Source organism: Jiulongibacter sp. NS-SX5 (genome assembly GCF_052828545.1).
Genome location: NZ_CM128248.1, coordinates 3,258,496 through 3,276,129, shown reverse-complemented (window position 1 = coordinate 3,276,129; position 17,634 = coordinate 3,258,496). Strand labels below are relative to the sequence as shown.

The 17,634-nt window shown below is 38.7% G+C and carries 17 protein-coding genes; 8 read left to right on the top strand and 9 right to left on the bottom strand.

Features of this window, described 5'->3' with window-relative positions; all coding sequences use genetic code 11:
• Positions 1–72: 72 nt before the first annotated feature.
• Positions 73–1,278 (bottom strand): DUF4856 domain-containing protein, encoded by a 1,206-nt coding sequence (locus tag ACUXV0_RS14435; protein ID WP_446190269.1) that lies wholly within the window; start codon positions 1,276–1,278, stop codon positions 73–75.
• 136 nt (positions 1,279–1,414) lie between these two features.
• The gene (locus tag ACUXV0_RS14430; RefSeq protein ID WP_446190268.1) at positions 1,415–1,924 is read right to left on the bottom strand and encodes a ferritin; all 510 of its coding nucleotides are present in this window, start codon (positions 1,922–1,924) and stop codon (positions 1,415–1,417) included.
• 329 nt (positions 1,925–2,253) lie between these two features.
• On the opposite strand from ACUXV0_RS14430, the gene ACUXV0_RS14425 reads away from it, so the two are divergent.
• Positions 2,254–2,568, top strand: a complete 315-nt coding sequence (locus ACUXV0_RS14425; protein ID WP_446190267.1) for a hypothetical protein — start codon at positions 2,254–2,256, stop codon at positions 2,566–2,568.
• Here the strand turns inward: ACUXV0_RS14425 and ACUXV0_RS14420 are convergent.
• Positions 2,565–4,241 carry a hypothetical protein gene (locus ACUXV0_RS14420; protein ID WP_446190266.1) on the bottom strand — a complete coding sequence of 559 codons (1,677 nt, stop codon included), beginning with the start codon at positions 4,239–4,241 and terminating at the stop codon, positions 2,565–2,567. The genes ACUXV0_RS14425 and ACUXV0_RS14420 overlap by 4 nt on opposite strands.
• 112 nt (positions 4,242–4,353) lie before the next feature.
• Here ACUXV0_RS14420 and ACUXV0_RS14415 point away from each other — a divergent pair, with 112 nt between their 5' ends.
• Complete coding sequence (locus ACUXV0_RS14415) at positions 4,354–5,580, top strand: 4-hydroxy-3-methylbut-2-enyl diphosphate reductase (protein ID WP_446190265.1); 1,227 nt, start codon at positions 4,354–4,356, stop codon at positions 5,578–5,580.
• 359 nt (positions 5,581–5,939) lie between these two features.
• Here ACUXV0_RS14415 and ACUXV0_RS14410 read toward each other — a convergent pair whose 3' ends face one another.
• The 3 genes from ACUXV0_RS14410 to ACUXV0_RS14400 form a co-directional block, all read right to left on the bottom strand.
• On the bottom strand, positions 5,940–7,286 hold the full coding sequence (locus tag ACUXV0_RS14410) for a dihydroorotase (RefSeq protein ID WP_446190264.1): 1,347 nt from the start codon (positions 7,284–7,286) through the stop codon (positions 5,940–5,942).
• A 9-nt stretch (positions 7,287–7,295) separates the two neighbouring features.
• On the bottom strand, positions 7,296–8,411 hold the full coding sequence (locus ACUXV0_RS14405; RefSeq protein WP_446190263.1) for a hypothetical protein: 1,116 nt from the start codon (positions 8,409–8,411) through the stop codon (positions 7,296–7,298).
• A gap of 63 nt (positions 8,412–8,474) precedes the next feature.
• Complete coding sequence (locus tag ACUXV0_RS14400) at positions 8,475–9,107, bottom strand: collagen-like triple helix repeat-containing protein (protein WP_446190262.1); 633 nt, start codon at positions 9,105–9,107, stop codon at positions 8,475–8,477.
• Between the two features lie 134 nt (positions 9,108–9,241).
• On the opposite strand from ACUXV0_RS14400, the gene ACUXV0_RS14395 reads away from it, so the two are divergent.
• From ACUXV0_RS14395 to ACUXV0_RS14385, 3 genes are read left to right on the top strand one after another with little or no spacing between them, the layout of a single operon-like run.
• Positions 9,242–9,709: a hypothetical protein gene (locus tag ACUXV0_RS14395; protein WP_446190261.1), complete on the top strand. Its 468-nt coding sequence runs from the start codon at positions 9,242–9,244 to the stop codon at positions 9,707–9,709.
• Positions 9,706–10,368, top strand: a complete 663-nt coding sequence (locus tag ACUXV0_RS14390) for a YggS family pyridoxal phosphate-dependent enzyme (protein ID WP_446190260.1) — start codon at positions 9,706–9,708, stop codon at positions 10,366–10,368. Before ACUXV0_RS14395 ends, ACUXV0_RS14390 begins: the two co-directional genes overlap by 4 nt.
• Positions 10,368–10,739 (top strand): DUF423 domain-containing protein, encoded by a 372-nt coding sequence (locus ACUXV0_RS14385; protein ID WP_446190259.1) that lies wholly within the window; start codon positions 10,368–10,370, stop codon positions 10,737–10,739. The genes ACUXV0_RS14390 and ACUXV0_RS14385 overlap by 1 nt, the downstream gene beginning before the upstream one ends.
• A 1-nt stretch (position 10,740) precedes the next feature.
• Here ACUXV0_RS14385 and ACUXV0_RS14380 read toward each other — a convergent pair whose 3' ends face one another.
• Complete coding sequence (locus tag ACUXV0_RS14380; protein WP_446190258.1) at positions 10,741–11,760, bottom strand: hypothetical protein; 1,020 nt, start codon at positions 11,758–11,760, stop codon at positions 10,741–10,743.
• Between the two features lie 238 nt (positions 11,761–11,998).
• On the opposite strand from ACUXV0_RS14380, the gene ACUXV0_RS14375 reads away from it, so the two are divergent.
• Positions 11,999–12,949: a hypothetical protein gene (locus ACUXV0_RS14375; RefSeq protein WP_446190257.1), complete on the top strand. Its 951-nt coding sequence runs from the start codon at positions 11,999–12,001 to the stop codon at positions 12,947–12,949.
• A 76-nt stretch (positions 12,950–13,025) separates the two neighbouring features.
• Here the strand turns inward: ACUXV0_RS14375 and ACUXV0_RS14370 are convergent, their stop codons facing one another.
• Positions 13,026–14,042 (bottom strand): M28 family peptidase, encoded by a 1,017-nt coding sequence (locus ACUXV0_RS14370; RefSeq protein WP_446190256.1) that lies wholly within the window; start codon positions 14,040–14,042, stop codon positions 13,026–13,028.
• A gap of 101 nt (positions 14,043–14,143) precedes the next feature.
• Between ACUXV0_RS14370 and ACUXV0_RS14365 the strand changes: the two genes are divergently transcribed.
• Positions 14,144–14,959 carry an N-acetylmuramoyl-L-alanine amidase family protein gene (locus tag ACUXV0_RS14365; protein WP_446190255.1) on the top strand — a complete coding sequence of 272 codons (816 nt, stop codon included), beginning with the start codon at positions 14,144–14,146 and terminating at the stop codon, positions 14,957–14,959.
• A gap of 61 nt (positions 14,960–15,020) precedes the next feature.
• On the top strand, positions 15,021–16,022 hold the full coding sequence (locus tag ACUXV0_RS14360) for a glycosyltransferase (protein ID WP_446190254.1): 1,002 nt from the start codon (positions 15,021–15,023) through the stop codon (positions 16,020–16,022).
• A 2-nt stretch (positions 16,023–16,024) separates the two neighbouring features.
• Here the strand turns inward: ACUXV0_RS14360 and cysS are convergent, their stop codons facing one another.
• Positions 16,025–17,512, bottom strand: a complete 1,488-nt coding sequence (cysS, locus tag ACUXV0_RS14355) for a cysteine--tRNA ligase (RefSeq protein ID WP_446190253.1) — start codon at positions 17,510–17,512, stop codon at positions 16,025–16,027.
• Positions 17,513–17,634 lie beyond the last annotated feature (122 nt).

Sequence of the window (17,634 nt, the reverse complement as noted above, 5' to 3'; positions counted from 1 at the left end):
TTCTTAATTAGATTAGGTCTAAATAAAATTTGAATTAAGTCGCCAAAATGACGACTCAATTCTCAAAACTTATTAGTTTATCGTTAAACTCGGGTCAATACCGAAAGCTGAACCAATGCGTAGAGCTACCTGATCTAAAAACTCTGGAGTAACATCCCAGAAACCATTATTAGCTAAAGCTCCGGCTATAAAGGCGTTAACCTCAGCAGCTGGTAAATAACTTTCAGTGCTATTCGGCTTTCTGGTGAATCTTAAACTGTATACAAAACCAAGTCCTTCAGAAAGATCATGAAACGCAGCTTCTCTGTCTTCTCCATTCTCAATTGCCTGCTTACCTGCAAGGAAATAATGTATAGCTCTTACAGCAACTACTTTAGATAAGTTTTCACGAATAATCTCCGCTTGCTGATCTCTCAAATCGTAATCCTGAGCTACTATGGCTGCTCTCCCAGTTTTGAAAGCATCAAAAATTGTTTGTGCTATACCGGCAAAATCAGGATCATCTTCCACTCTTTTCAGATACTTGTTTAAGAAGGAGTCATCAGAACCCAAGGTTGGAAGCGGGTTAGCTCCGTCGGCTGCACCTCCAAAAAGGTAGCCATAGGCCTCATCCCATTTATGCTCCATTGTGGTGTAAGGTTTACCGTCGGCCAAAACCAGATTATTATTATCCTCAACATTAGAGCCGGCATCCAGTACATTTACGCTAACATAGTTATTCACTATTTGATCAAGTGTTAAAGCTCCGATTAAAGACTTCGCCACCATTTGGTCGTACTCTAAGCCCAGAGCGTTTACATGCCTTACAGAGGTGCCATCCACAAACTGACCTGCTACGCCTGCTGCAGCCTCAGTGTTCCAGTTAGGGAAAACTTCATCTACTTGAGCATACAAAAGCGTCTCAAAAGTATCTTGAATCTCAGTACTCTCGGTAGGGTTATTTGCGAAGAAATCTGCAGATGCAGCTACTTTAGACTTTACACTCTTATCAGAAGCGTTAAGATCTGCATTGGCGAAGAAACCTCCTTGATTCCTGTACATACCAACTAACGTTTCAGCAGTAGAAGTACCTGAGGCACTCATAGCTGAAGTTAATTCTGCCGCCATTTGAAGTCTGGTGGTTTGTCCACTGTAAGAAACAGTGCTTTCTCCGTTTCTTGAAAACGAATATGTTTCAGGGATATTCAATTCCGGTTTCTCCGGACTAACATCATTTCCTGTATCGCATGAACTTAATAAAGCGACTAACGCCAATCCACTAATGAAGTAATTCCTCATTTTGTACTCTAATTCGGTTATGTTTAACTAATTGTGAAAATCAACCGCAAATATAGAATGTATTTAGACTTAATCTAAATAAAATTAAGGAACAAATAAAAAAGGCTCATAGAGCCCTTTCTGTAGACATTATGAACTATTCTGCCCCTTCTGCTCCCAATTGTCTTTGAAGAAGTTCATCATTTAAAAGATATAAGGCAGAGGTATTATCACCTATCATCTTAAGTTTACTTAACAGGTTTTTGACCGTCGCTTCTTCTTCTACTTGTTCTGTTATAAACCATTGGAGGAATGTGTGCGTCGCAAAATCCCCCTCCTCTAACGCCTGTTTAACCAATGCATAGATACTTTTGGTTACATACTGCTCATGAGCCAAAGTCTGCTCAAAACAATCAATGATAGACTCAAACTCAGCGGGTGGAGCTTCTACTGGTAAAATGGTAATCTTACCATCCACATCATGTACATAGTCAAACTGCTTATCAGCATGCTGAAGTTCTTCCTGAGACTGCACCCTAAAGTAATTGGCGAAACCATCAAGGTCACGATCCATAAAGTAGGAGCACATAGAAAGGTAGAGATGTGCAGAATAGACTTCTTTATTGTATTGCTCATTGAGCATTTGCTGCATTTTATCGCTAATCATACTTTGAATTTTTTCTTTGGTTCAAAGAGAATGAACTCCACCGCCATTTCAAAACGTCGGCTTCAGTTTTCTTAATAAAAATTGGGAACGGATATAAACAAAAAATCCCGCCGAGGGCAGGATTGCTACTTTGCTACGCATATGAGTGTGCGTTGCAAACATGACCTTTAAACGCTGAGGTGATCAGAATTGTTTCACGCTTGAAAAATAATAACACTATTTTTCATTAAATTTACAAAACAAGCTCAAGCATCTAAAAAAGCCGTTTTCGGCCATACTTTTCTTTCAATAAACATCAAGAGAGCGAATGGACTATTTAACATTTACATATGAAAACAAGTCAAATCATACAGGTGGAAATATCGTTTAATGAAGAGAAGCTTGCGTTTAAGGGGAGCTCAAACAGTATTAGTTATTATTCAAATCTAACACTGGCTTTTGAAGCCTTAAGAGCCGCCCTAGTACTTAATGAATGGGAAATTTCTCAATTCAATTACACGGCTATTTACCGAGAAATGAGATTAAAAGACAATTATGTGAAAGCAGTAAGGTTTCAAGGAACCACTTTTTTCGTAATCAAAATCTCTAGGATTACAATAAATCCAAAGCTGAACAACTTTGACCTTAGTAAAGCCCCTTTTTAATAGATGTTTTCTTCAAAGAAAGCATTCCAGCGTACTCCAAACTGAATCAAATTTTCGTTTTGATCTAATTCTTCACCAAAGAGTCGTCTTTTTTGATACATCAAATCAATCCAAAGATTGTGATAAAGCATATAAGAAGCTCTGGTATTGATCAGTCTTGTTGTTCTTTTTACTCCCTGTGTTATCGAATTCCCAAACTCCAAAGGTCGGTTTGCACGATAATTTTTTGATATATCACCTCCCCAATTTCTGCCTTCATCATCATACCCTTTAAGGTTCCACAGGTAAGTAAACTTCAGGAATAACCTATCTATTGGCTGGTATCTGGCATTAAAAATCATTTCTCTAAAATTAGCACCCAATGGGTGTGCCAGCGGAAGGTTATAATTCAGTAAATTACTGTAAGTAGTGAAGTGACTGTAAGTATATGGCCTGGCATAGTTATACTCCAGCTGTAGATCTAACTGAGAAATAGTGAATGCATCGATATATTTCCCTCCTATCTGGGCAGCATTCTTTTGACCATACCAGCCCTCATTTTTGCTCTCTTTTCTGTTAAACTCATCGAGTACAAGTTGCCCGTAAAAAGATACAGACTTTGCCAGGTTTAGTTTAAAATCTGCTCCTACGATAGCATTATCTGAACTCCCGATTAGTCCTTCTACAAATCGATAGAATATGACCGGATTTAGGTAATTCATGTCAAACTTGCGATTGCCAAACATCACGGTTTCAAACAATCCAAGGTTCAGAAAATTGGTGACATTTAAGTTCAAATGATGAAACACCATGAACTTTGGAGGAATTACCTCAAGATCGGCCACATCAAAATCTTCCTGCACATTATTCAGCTTAGCCAGCAAATTGACATATTCTAACCTGCCTAGCTTCACATCAGCCATAAAATTGAAGTACGGAGCACTAAAATCACTCAAGATCATGGATCTTATACCTGAACCAATAAAGTTTTTGGTATGACCCACCCTCAGCATAATATTCTTATTGGGATAGTAGGTCAAATAACCTTCCGCCTGAAAGTAGTCCCTCACCATGTTCAAACTATCACCATTGACCACCTTGGTAAATCCATTGTATGGATAACCTTTGGTATCTAAAACATAAGATCTGATGTATTGCGGTGTTCCCGCCTGATTTTCACTGAAGAAAGAGTAAAACCCTAACTTCTTACCTACTGTACCACGTATTCTGATACCTCGGGTATTTCTGAAGGTACTTTGTTTGTCATCTTCAAGCCGGCTATTGCCACCGGCAAAGTGAAACACAGGATTGAGGTGAATATCAAACTCTTCATTCTTGAAATGATAAAAATCTGCCCTTTCTTTGAAAAAAGTATTCCAAAGACCTTTTAAACTATCCTCACGCTCCGCATACCACTCCCAATTATCATCTCTCAAATATTCCAAATTGAAAGAATCTACCGAACTAAAGCGTGTACTATCATCAAAAACTACTGTAAAGTATTCTGCTACTTTTTTACGCTCAAAAGCCTTTATGTTAGAATGAAAATCATTGCTTAACTGACCAGCTTTAATCTCATATCTATCTATAAGGTGGTAATAATCTTCAGAATAAGGAATGTTTGCACTTTGTGCCTGAAGATTCAGGCAAAAGACCATACTAATCAGAAAGGCTCTTAGTGGTTTGATTATCATACTGAAAGAAGCGAAGCCAAATTTAAGGATAATTCAACGCCCTTTTGATAGAAAGCGTACTTTTGCAACCATCTACCCAGTTCTACTGTTTTAAATACAGGCAGAAAATAGCATGAAGAAATTTAATATCCCTGAGTTTTACAGAAGCCCTATCATTGGTGGAATCAAAGAATTTCGTCGAAAAGCAGATAAACTTAAGAAGGACTTTAGCCCAACAACACTGGACTTTGGGCCTTTGAAAATTCATCTGGCAAGACATTTTGGCTTTTGTTACGGTGTGGAAAATGCAGTTGATATCGCCTACAGGACTTTAGATGAGCACCCAGACAAAAGAGTTTTCCTTCTCAGTGAAATGATTCACAATCCCGAGGTGAATGAAGACTTGCTTTCAAGAGGAGTACGTTTCTTGATGGATACCAAAGGAAACGACATTTTTGACTGGTCAGAACTTACCAAAGAAGACATTGTAATTGTTCCAGCTTTTGGTACCACCCTTGAGCTTCAGGATAGATTACAACAAATAGGAATAAACCCTTATCAATATGATACTACCTGCCCATTCGTAGAAAAGGTTTGGAAAAGGGCGGGTCAGATAGGAGAAAAAGGTTATACCATTATAGTACATGGTAAACCTAGTCATGAAGAAACGAGGGCGACTTTCTCGCATAGCCAGGATCATACCCCTACTCTAGTAATACGTGATATCAAAGAAGCTGAAATACTAGCAGATTACATTAAAGGAAAAGGAACTCAGGAAGCGTTTGAGCTGCAGTTTAAAGATCAATATTCTGAAGGTTTTGATTTTAAAAGAGACCTACAGCAAATAGGCGTGGTGAATCAGACTACGATGCTTGCCTCAGAAACTCAGGAAATTTCTGATTACCTCAAATCGGTCATTGTAGAACATTATCAATTGGATGAGAGTGATGCTCAAAGTCGTTTTGCGAATACAAGAGACACTCTCTGCTATGCTACAAATGATAATCAGGATGCTACTTACGAACTTCTGAAAACAAACGCCGATCTGGCCATTGTGGTAGGTGGATATAATAGTTCTAACACGAGTCATTTGGTTGAGTTATGTGAGGAAAAACTTAAAACCTACTTTATCAGATCAGCCGCGAGTCTATTGAGTGAAAAACAGATCAAACATTTTGACCTTCATCAAAAAGAGGAAGTAGAATCTTTAGACTATCTAAGCTCAAAAGAACCATTAAAAATCCTCCTTACCTGCGGAGCTTCATGCCCGGATGCCATCATGGAAGAGGTCTTGATAAAACTCCATGGATTTTTTAAAAATAACCGCCCTATTGAGGACGTTATAAAGACAATGATTTAATAAAATTCTGCTCTTGACTGATAAGGCAAATTTTATTAAGTTTACTCAACAGTTTATATATTATTATTGCGTTGTTCATTAAACCTTAAGTACTTATGAGTATGACCATGCTAGAGTACGTGAAGTTAATTTTAGAGAAGGTTAGTTTTGACAAAAAGCTGTTTGAAAAAGAATTACAGAAAGGACTTCTACAGTTAGTCCCTGAAGAAGTGAGGCAGCTAAAAACATGGTGTTACACAAAGTTTGGTAATGTCTACGATACTATCCTCAACAAAATTTTCAATCGACCTCAGTTTACTTGAACAGAAAAGCCTCTGAAATAATCAGAGGCTTTTCTGTTTTATGACTTAAGTGCTCTTCTACCGTATCGGATCAAAAGTCACTCTCTCTCCCATTTTTGATTCATCAAAAACACCATTAGAGTAAACATGATGACCCGAAACAATGGTATCAGTCACCTTACTGCCAAACGTATGACCTTCAAAAGGAGACCAACCGCACTTGAATAAGATATTATCTTTCCTTACTTCAGTTTTGGCGTTCAGGTCTACGATTGCCATATCAGCAAAATATCCTTCTCTTAAATAGCCTCTTTCTTCCACTTTGAAACACTGAGCAGGTGCGTGGCACATCTTTTCAATGATTCTTTCTAAGCTAATCTTCCCTTGCTGATAGAAATCAAACATGGTTAATAAACTATGCTGAATTAAAGGTAAACCTGAAGGGGCCTCCCAATAAGGCTTTTGCTTTTCTTCTAATTGATGAGGAGCATGGTCGGTAGCAATGACATCAAAATGATCGTCTAATAAAGCCTGGAAAAGTTTATCTCTATGGTTGTGCTTTATGGCCGGATTACACTTAATGAAATTACCTTTCTCTTTATAATCTTCAGCATCAAACCATAAATGATGCACACATACCTCTGCTGTTATTCGCTTCTCAGTTAGAGGAATAGAGTTATCAAAAAGTTTGATCTCATCACTGGAAGAAATGTGAAGAATATGAAGTCTGGTATTGTGTTTTTGTGCCAGAGAAACGGCCATATCGGATGAGATAAGGCAGCCTTCCTCGTTCCTTATTAAAGCGTGTATATCATAAGGTGGAGTTTGGTTTTCATACTTAGCCTTATATTTATCAAAGTTCCCTCTTACAGTGGCTTCATCCTCGCAGTGGGTTGCAATTAGTCCTTCGAAGGAAGAAAACAATTTTGAGAGAATGGTCTCATTATCTACCAACATATTACCTGTGGAGCTTCCCATGAAAATTTTGAGACCACAAATCTTTGAAAGGTCAGTCTTCATGGCTTCGTCATAATTGTCATTAGACGCACCCATGTAAAACGAGTAGTTTGATAAAGAAGTACGAGCCCCTATATCGTACTTATCTTGCAGTAGCTCCTGAGTAAGTGCATTGGGTACGGTATTCGGCATCTCCATGAATGTGGTAGTTCCGCCTGCTACGGCCGCTTTGGCTTCTGTATAAATATTAGCCTTATGCGTTAACCCGGGCTCTCTGAAATGAACCTGATCATCAATTACCCCTGGCATTACAAATTTCCCTTCGGCATTGATTTCTCTAACACCATGTTCCATATCAATTTGCGAAGCTATCTTCTCTATTCTCCCGTTTCTGATCAGAACATCTGCCGAGAAAATTTTTCCTTCATTAATTAACTGACCACCCTTTATTAATAAGTCTTTGCCCATTTATTCCTTTTATTTTTTCAATAGTTCCGTCAACTCTTTTCTGACCCAATAATACTCTGCAAGGTTCTCCGACTCTTCGAAGTAATCTTCTGCCAATGTTTCATTTCCTTCTTTCAGAGCAATTTTCCCGAGTGTAAGTTTGGCCATACTTTGAAAGTCCTCTGTATAAGAGCTTTCCTCACCAAAACTTTCCACCTTTTTCAAATCTATTTTTGCCTCAGCAAAATTCCCTATCTGAAATTCATAGAGCCCTTTGAATAGCAAATATCCCAATTTCTGGTCAATTCCCTGAAACTGATTCAGCTTTGACAAAGCTCCTCCCATTTTATCAAACTGTTTGGTAGCGTGTAAGCTTTGAATATACCTCAAATAAAAATCCGCATTATTCGGATATCTCTTCACCAATCCCCTATAGATACTAAAGGCCTCCATATTTCTGTTTTCATACTTTAGAAGTATACCACCATAGTAGTTCTCTGCTTCTACTTTAGAAAACAAAGCCTCTTGAGTCGCTTTCTTTAAAGAAGCCAAACCCTTTGCCTTATCCCCTGATTTAAAGAAGTAAATAATAGGTTTTATCTGCGGATGTATCTCAGGATATCGTTCTCGGTAATAAAGGTATAGTCCGTTGGTAAAATGAAAATCTGGATTTTGATGAACCAGTGTAAATCCATCCTTCAGATAACCATAAGCAGACTTGGCCTCTATCCCTGCTTTAATATAGTCCTTGTTATGATGATGAACCCGGGCTATAAAACCATGAGCAGATAATAAATAAAATGTAGCCTCGGCTTTTATAGATTCATCTCTCTTAAGTAAAAGTACGGCTTTTTCCTGACAGGCATTAAGATGGGCCAGATACTTCTTTACCATCGTTTGATTCTTCTCTATGGGCTTATGCTTCCAGGAAAGGACTGTAGCTTTAAGTAATTCTGAAACCGGATGATTCTCGTATTTTTTATAAACCGGCAAAAGCGTTTTCTCAGCCAAACTATATTCGGCATTGTAAATATAATTTAACGCCTGCACTACGGTCTGCTGACTGCTCTTATCTTCCAGAAACTGTGAGAAAGCACTCGTAAAAGCACTAAATAAAATCAGAATAGAAAATATAACCTTCTTCATTAATGAGCACAAAAAAGCCTCTCCTGTTTTGGAGAGGCTAAATTATACAATCTTATCTATCTCTTACTGAATAGAAGGGATAGTTACTGATCTGTTCATGTAGTTTACTACTTCTGTGTAGTTACCCATATCAATACCAGCAGCTTTCATTCCAGCTTCAAGGTTTTCTTCGATAACTACGAACTTGAAGTTTAAGTCAGAACCTGGAGCATAAGTGGTAGACCCACCGAACAATGAAGTCTGGCTTTTATAATAAAGATTTACCTGACCAGTTCCAGTTGCATATTGAAGTGATTCTACAGAACCATCTATTTCTTTAGAAAGAGAAATTGGAAGAGCGTATTCGAAGTCTCCATTAACCACCCACGCAAGTACAAAAGTACCAGCAGTAATCAGGTCATTAGAAACACTTGTTGCACCCCATGTACTTGTAGTAGAAGAACCAATACCTGGAACGTCAGTTGGAGTCCAGCTAGCTACAGAAACTGTGCTAGTGAAGCTCTTTACATTTGCATTACCGTCTTTACCATCGGCTCCGTCAGCACCATCTGCACCGTCAGCTCCGTTAGTACCATTTGAACCAGCTTGACCTTGAGGACCAGCAGGACCTTGAGGACCAGTATCACCAGTACATGACGTAAAAGCTACCGTGGATGCTAGGGCCAGCACGCTAAACAACCTAACTAATTTCTTCATAATTTTCAATTTAAGAATATTTGACTTGTAAGTTCTTAGCAATATTACTCGAATTGTGAGAACTTTGCAAACCATCATATTTGATAATTTATTTTACGGCTAGCTAATTTATTGGCCTAAAAAAACTACATAAAATGAAGTCTCCCGAATCTCTTTCACAAGTAGCTGATTTTCACAGAACATTTCATCATCCTATTTTAGAAGAACCTCAGATACCATCTCAAAAGAGATGTGAATTACGTGTAGAACTTATCTCTGAAGAACTAAAAGAACTCCAGGAGGCTATTGAAGATAAAGATATAGTAGAAATAGCCGATGCCCTTTGTGACATCCAGTATGTGTTATCCGGAGCTGTTTTAGAATTTGGGCTTGGCCATAAATTCAAAGAGCTATTTGATGAGGTTCAGCGTTCTAATATGAGCAAAGCCTGTAAAACAGAAGAAGAAGCACAGGCCACTGTAGACCATTATAAGGCCAAAGGAACAGACTGTTTTTATAAAGAAGATGGAGACAAATTCCTGGTTTTTAGAGAAGGGGACCATAAAACCCTTAAAAGTGTAAATTACTCACCGGCCAGCCTTAAAGAAATCATTGAAAAATGAGCGTAGCAGAGAATCTCAAAAAAATTCAAAGTGAGCTACCGGAAAGCGTTCAGTTAATTGCGGTTTCTAAAAAACAACCGAACAGCAAACTTTTAGAAGCTTATGATTCGGGATTTAAAGTTTTTGGCGAAAACTATGTACAGGAGTTATGTGCCAAAGCTGAAGAATTACCTCAGGACATTGAATGGCACATGATTGGTCATTTGCAAAGCAACAAAGTGAAGTATATTGCTCCCTTTGTGAAAATGATTCACTCTGTTGATTCCTTTAAACTTTTAAAAGAGGTCAATAAACAAGCAAAAAAGAACGATAGAGTCATCAACTGCTTACTTCAAATGCATATCGCCGAAGAAGATAGCAAAACAGGAATGACCCAAGATGAGTTAACCGAGCTTCTTAATAGTCCTGAACTTGAGAACTTAGAGCATATCCGATTATGCGGACTCATGGGCATGAGCACTTTTACAGATAATCAGGAGCAGGTCAAAAAAGAATTCCTTTCTTTAAAGAACAGCTTCGATAAGATTAAAGGTGAATATTCACTTCCAGATTTTACCGAGATTTCAATGGGTATGAGTGGCGACTGGCCACTGGCAGTAGAATGTGGGAGTACAATGATTAGAGTAGGTAGTGCTATTTTTGGACAAAGACTTTATTAATGAACAAACTTTTCATCGTCATATCTGCTGTTTTTGGTTTTTTGGCCGTAGCCCTAGGAGCTTTTGGAGCACATACTCTTGAGCCTTTCCTGATTGAACAAGGCAGATTAGACACCTTTGAAACCGCCGTAAGTTATCAGTTTTACCATACTTTGGCACTTTTGTTAACCGGTTTCTTGTGCCAATTTATCCCTTCAAAACTCCTTACGTATGCTGGTTACGCATTTACACTTGGGGTGATCTTTTTTTCTGGCTCCTTGTATTCCATTTGCTTTACCGGTATTAAAACTTTCGGTGCTATTGCTCCTATAGGAGGCACAGCCTTTATCATTGGTTGGGTATGTATTTTTTTGGCGGCTTTAAGAAAGTAATTTATTGAGTCAGTAGGTTTAGGTTGAGCTCCAATACTTCACCCATTGACTTACATGATTTAAAGTCCTTGGTCTTATGATGCTGATTTAGCTCTTTGATCAAATACTTGAGATTTACATCCAACGTTACTTTGTCCTTTTTCATCACTTCCATGAGATCATTAAGTCTTATTTTTTCAGACTGAATTCGATTGCTAATGAGTGATCTTTCTTCTTTTTGATACTGACGTACAGACTCAGAGGTCATGTACTTCATACCCATTTCAATGATGGGATTGTTTTCTTTAAAATATTGAGGCATGTACACTGACTTATTCCCTTCATACGATTGCTGATCAAAATCAATCGCTCGTATTCTGTAGTGGAAGTCTTCAAAATCAGGAGTAATAATTACCACAAAGTTTGACGAATGCATATCGCCTAGTAAACGGGCAAAGCATCGTTCATTAAACTTTACAAACTCCTTGGCAAGCCTAATAGGGTTTAGTTTGAAGTCACTCAAATGCTGATCCATAAAGAGGTCTCCTGGTATGCCAGCAATATGCTCTTCTACTAATGTTTCTTTATGTGTTCTGTAACTTATAACATTTGGCGAAAGCAGGTGCTCCAGCTCGAGCCCATACACTCTGGAGGCATCAGCGTTTTTAATATAGAAATAGTCATAGTTATCATTCACCATGTTTATGATTCGTACCCTGAATGGTGATGTATTGGCATAAGTACATGTGTCAACTCTATCTACCACAAGGTGTTTAATCACTGTAGCGTCTCCATCCGTTTTTAAATCGGCATAGATCTCCTTCAGATTATGGTAAATCTCAGACATATCTGACTGTGGATAGGTCACCGTCTCCCAAAGCGTATCATTATTGTCCTTGTCAAGCAGAGGCATACGGTTATCAAAACGTAGAAGGTCTGAGTATTTTAAAGGGAGTTCCTCTTCACGTCCATACTTCATCAGATATGACCTTAAATCCGTATTTATTTTAAAGGGTATTTTCTTCTTTGAAATCAATGCCATAGGAGCAAAAATACTTTTCTTAAAATTTTCTTAAAAAATATGCATCTACAAATAATATTGTATCCGAACTAAAGTTAATGAATTGAACGTAGTGCGGAGATACTATTTAGAATAAAGCGAGAAGTGACCAATAAATACTTTTCGTCGACAAAAAATACTTTTTGATCGATCAATAAAATAAAATCGTACCTTTGCTCACCGATATCCTAAAATAGAAAAAGTACATAAGTTATTTAAAATGGAAAACTCAGAATCAAATAACAGCTCAGTCGTGAAAGCCGGCTTAATTCTAGCTATCGCGGTAGCAGCAGTGTTAGGTTTTTTATATTTCAAAGAACGCCAAAAAGTAGCAGAAAAGGTAGTAGAGGTAGGAGAAGTAAATCGTGACCTTATGCTTACCAATACAAAGCTTGACTCTATCAGCACTCAGCTTGACGCCAGAATTGCAGAAGTAACAGCTTTGGGTGGTCAGGTTGAAGAATTAGAGGCTTTAAAATCACAATTAGAAAAGGACAAGAGAAATCTGATCTACTCTAAAAATGTAAGCTTGAAAGAGTATCAGGATAAAATTGCTAACTACGAACTCGCTTTAACCGAAAAAGACGGTGAAATACAACAGCTGAAAGAAGCAAACATGATCCTAACTTCTGAAAACGAGGTTCTTTTGACAGAAAAAACTCAGCTTCAAGAAGAAAAAGTAACACTTGAGAATACAACTGCTACATTGAAGGATAGCGTTTTTGCGATCAACACGAAGAACGCCGAATTAAGCGAGAAGGTGTCTCTGGCGGCAGCTTTGAGACCAATGAACTACTCTGTATCTGCGATTAACTCAAGAGGTAAGGAGAAAGATGGTGAAGAATTCAAAGCAAGAAAAGTAGACAAAATCAAAGTTGCTTTCAAACTGGCTGAGAACCCATTAACCAAAAAAGAAAACAAGACAGTTTATATGAGACTTCTAGATCCTACTGGAACGGTAATCTCAGATATGGCTACAGGTTCAGGAACATTCAAGTTTGGTGGAAAAGAAACAGTTTATACTGCCAAGCAAACGGTCATGTTCTCAAACGATGGTCAAACAGTTGACTTCATTTATGACAGAGGAGCAGATTACGAATCTGGCAAATACACTGTAGTATTATTCTCTGAAGGTTATAGAATCGGTCAAACTACTTTCAGCGTGAAGTAAGACAAAGAAAGTTTCTAAAAATAAAAGCTCGAACCTTGCGGTTCGAGCTTTTATTTTGTTCAGACATCAACGGCATTTATATGACACCTTCCTCCTGATATAAGGTTTGAAGCAAAGTTTCGCCTACAGCTTTTAAGGTTGAAGGATCAATAGACTCCATGTTATCATCATGTGTATGCCAGTGATCAAAGAAAGTCTGATTGCCGGTTTTCTGATCAATGATGTCAATCATCGGAATTTTAGCATTGATAATGACCGGAATATGATCATCCATAATGTCACCACCATTTTGTGGTAAAAAGAAAGAGCTGTAACCTTTTTGAGAAGCAATACCCCATATTTTATTCACCACAGATGGTGCTACCTGCATCGAGGCTTTATCTTTCAAAAAAGTAGCTCCTTTAGCTCCCACCATATCTAAAAGCACTCCATAAAAAGCAGAATAATTCTCTTTATGTGGGTTCTTTGACCAATACTCCGAACCCATACAATAACCCCCGAAATCATTTAGGGCGTTACCTTCAAAACTATCTGGTGTACCGCCATCTTCTACATCAAAGAAAATATAATCAATGCCTACATTTGGCTTTTTTTCTGCTGCGGCAATCTCCTCAGCTATCTGCAATAAAACAGCCACTCCGCTTCCTCCATCATTGGCACCAGGAATGGGTTGTTCAGTACGCTCTTCATCCTGATCTGCCACAGGACGCGTATCATAGTGAGCACCTAATAATATTCTTTTGGTAGCCTGCGGATTATAACTTGCAATGATATTTCTGGCGTTTAAAGTCTTTCCTTTAAAGGAGAATGCTTGAAACGTTTGCTCTGTCACTTCCAGTCCACTGTCTTTCAATTGATTCACTATCCAGTCTCCACAAGCAGTATGAGCTGCACTATTTGGTACTCTTGGCCCAAAATCTACTTGTTTCTGTACTTTATCATATGCTCCTGTTGCATCAAATGCCGGAGATGGAACCAACACAACACCCGCTGTTTTACTGGATTCAGTCTTATTTTCTTCACTTCCACTTTTACAGTTTGTTAGAAAAATAATACTCAGCAGAATTGCCGAGATTTTGATACTTGCTCTCATCTGGTTATTTTTGGAATAAAATGGTGTCTTCGTTTTGCTTTTTGGAACGAAATGCCAAAATAAAAAGGGTAAAACCTGCTTTTCTAATAAACCGAGAAAAAATGAGAAAATTGTTTTCAACTGCCATTGTGGTGGTAGGACTGTTCGTGCTATCTGCCTTCACAGACAAACCTGAGGCCTTACGATACGTCAATTATTCCATCTTTGGAAAAGAATACGCCAAAACACCGATTTATAATAATAGCCTCAAAGGCCACGTCTACTACATTGTCAGTGGTCATGGTGGGCCTGACCCCGGAGCCATGTTTAACCAAAATGGTCATTGGCTGTGTGAAGATGAATATGCATATGATGTCAGTCTTAGACTAGCCAGAAACCTAATAGGTAATGGAGCTAAAGTCTATATGATCACCCGTGATGAAAATGATGGGATTAGAGATGAAACCTATTTGGAACCCGATAAAGACGAAACTGTTTGGGGCGGGGCTCGTATGCCACTAAACCAAAGAGTTCGGTTAAAACAGCGAAGTGATGCTATCAATCAGCTATACCGAGAAAATGAAGCCAAAGGATACAAAACGCAAAGAGCTATAGTAACTCATGTAGACTCCAGATATCAAAACCATAAAGTGGATGTCTTCTTCTATTATAACCCAAACAGCACATCGGGAAGAAGCCTGGCAAACACCATGTATTCTACCATTAAAAGCGAATATGATGAGCACCAAAGAGGAAGAGGATATGAAGGTGTGGTGAAAGCTCGAAATTTATGGATGCTCAGAGAGACCATCCCGACAACGGTGTACATTGAACTCGGAAACATCTCCAACAGCTTCGACCAAAAAAGACTTTTACTACCAAACAACAGACAGGCCATTGCCAACTGGCTGGCAGATGGAGTAGTGAAAGAAGGGTAAACTATTGAGCCTTTAACGAGTTTCGCTACTTTTGCGGGGCAATTATTAAGAGAAAGACTTCATGACGGTAGCATTTACCATTTGCTCAAATAATTATATCTCGCAGGCCAAAGCTTTGGCAGACTCTATGGCAGAGTCTAACCCCGATATTAAGTTTTACATAGGCCTGGCCGATGATTTTGAAGGAATACCCGAGCAATACCGTCAAACCTATTCTAAAGTCAATATCATTGAAGTCAAGGAGGTAGAGATACTCAATTTCGACTGGATGGAAGAAAACTATGACATCATAGAGTTCAATACTTCCGTTAAGCCGTTCTATTTCTCTCACCTCATGAATCTCCACCCTGAGGCAGAGAACATCATCTTTTTCGATCCTGATATTTATGTTTATCAGCCACTAAAAGACCTTAAAGCCAAGCTCAGGGAATGGAATATTGTGTTAACGCCTCATCTGACTCAACCCATTACAGATGACCGAAACGAGTTTTACACTCATGAACATGACATCCTTAACCATGGGGTTTTTAATCTTGGTTTTGTGGCTATCAATACCTCCGAAGAAAGTAAAAGATTCATCAAATGGTGGGAAGAGAGGCTGGCTACCCAATGTATCCACGATTTGTGCAATGGGCTTTTCGTAGATCAATTATGGTGCAATTTGGTGCCTTCCTATTTTGACAAAGTTCTGATTGATAAGGACCCAGGCATGAACATGGCTTACTGGAATCTTCAGGAAAGAACGATTTCTACAAAGAATGGGGTCTATTTTGTTAATGAAGATTTCCCTCTCTCATTTTTCCATTTCAGCACTTTCAATCCCACTATTGAAGACAATATTGCTACTAAGCAAAACAGATATAAGCTTTCTGACCGACCAGACTTGCAGCCCTTGTACACTGCATATCAGAAGGAAGTGGAAGAAAATCACTTTACCGAGCTAAAAAGCATACCATGTGTGTATGGCAAGCCTCTGGCCAAACCAAAAGCTCCCTCGAAGTTGGCTGTAAAACTTGGTTTTCCCTTCAAGGTAATGGTGAACCTCATTGAGAAATACCTATAAAATTACTCCTCCCAGGCCCAGTCAATTCGGTGTTTCAAGTCTTTAATGACCATACCGTTATCTTTAAAATAAGCTCTGATCTGATCTACCTTGTCAAATTGGCGATTGGCTTTATGCTCTTTGTAGATCTCAAGCATTCCATTCAGCACAGAAGTGTCGGTTCCGTTTTGTTCCTCTTTCAAACCCAGAATTTCCTCAAAAAACAGGACATAATGCGTTTTGAGACTTTCAAAAGTCTCTTTCCCTAAAGATGCCGCTGGCAACTGATTCATGTAAATCATATTGACATATTTCAGCATCGTGAATAAGTGTGCTATACCTACCGCAGTATTAAGGTCATCGCCTAAGGCCGAATAGAAACCTTCAACAGCCTTTTCTACATCTGCTTTTTTCTTGTCATCAATGGCAGCATCAGATTCTACAAACTCTAGAGTCTTTACAATTCTCAAACCGTTCAGCAATCTCCTGAAAGCTTTATGCGATCCTTTGAGAGCATCATTTGAAAAATCAAGTGTACTTCTGTATTGCGACTGTAACATGAAAAAACGAACAGTCATTGGGCTATAAGCCTGATCAAGAAGATCATGGTCTCCGGCAAATAACTGTGCAGGCAGAAAACTATTCCCTAGTGACTTAGACATCTTCTGACCATTCACGGTCAGCATATTGGTATGCATCCAGTATCTCACCGGGTCTTTGCCTGTCAAACTAGAACCCTGAGCTATCTCACACTCGTGGTGTGGGAATTTAAGATCCATACCTCCACCGTGAATATCAAATTGATCTCCCAGGTACTTATTGCTCATACAGGTACACTCCAGATGCCACCCGGGGAAACCCATTCCCCATGGGCTGGGCCATTGCATTATATGTTCTGGTGAAGCCTTTTTCCAGATGGCGAAATCCAGTTGATTTCTTTTTTCGGACTGGCCATCCAACTCACGGGTTTCATTTAGCAAATCTTCCAGAATTCTTCCTGATAACTTACCATATGAGCCCCCTTCCGCATTGTATTGATCAATGTCAAAATAAACAGAGCCATTTGATTCATAAGCAAGTCCTTTGGCAATCAACTCCTTTACAGCCTCTATCTGCTCTATCATATGACCGGTAGCCGTTGGCTCAACACTTGGGGGCAGAAAGTTAAACTTGTCTAGCACCTGATGAAAATCATTGGTGTAACGCTGTACTACCTCCATGGGCTCCAGCTTTTCCAGCTTGGCTATCTTCCCGATCTTATCTTCTCCCTCATCACCATCTCCTACCAGGTGCCCCACATCCGTGATATTCCTTACGTATCGGACTTTGTAGCCAATACTTTTTAAAAATCTGAACAGAACATCAAAAGTGAGAAAAGTTCTGACATTACCCAGGTGAGCATTACTATAAACTGTAGGACCGCACACATACATTCCAACATATCCTTCAGTAACAGGTTCAAACACCTCTTTTTGGCGGGTCAGCGTATTGTAAATCTTAATTTCTCTCATTCAATGCTTAAAAATTCGACACAAATCTATTCATTTGACGTTAAAAGGACGTAACAATTCAACATCAGGCTTGATTAAAGTCTGTAGATTTGTAGTCTTAGCTGCTTCCTGCTGATAAAACA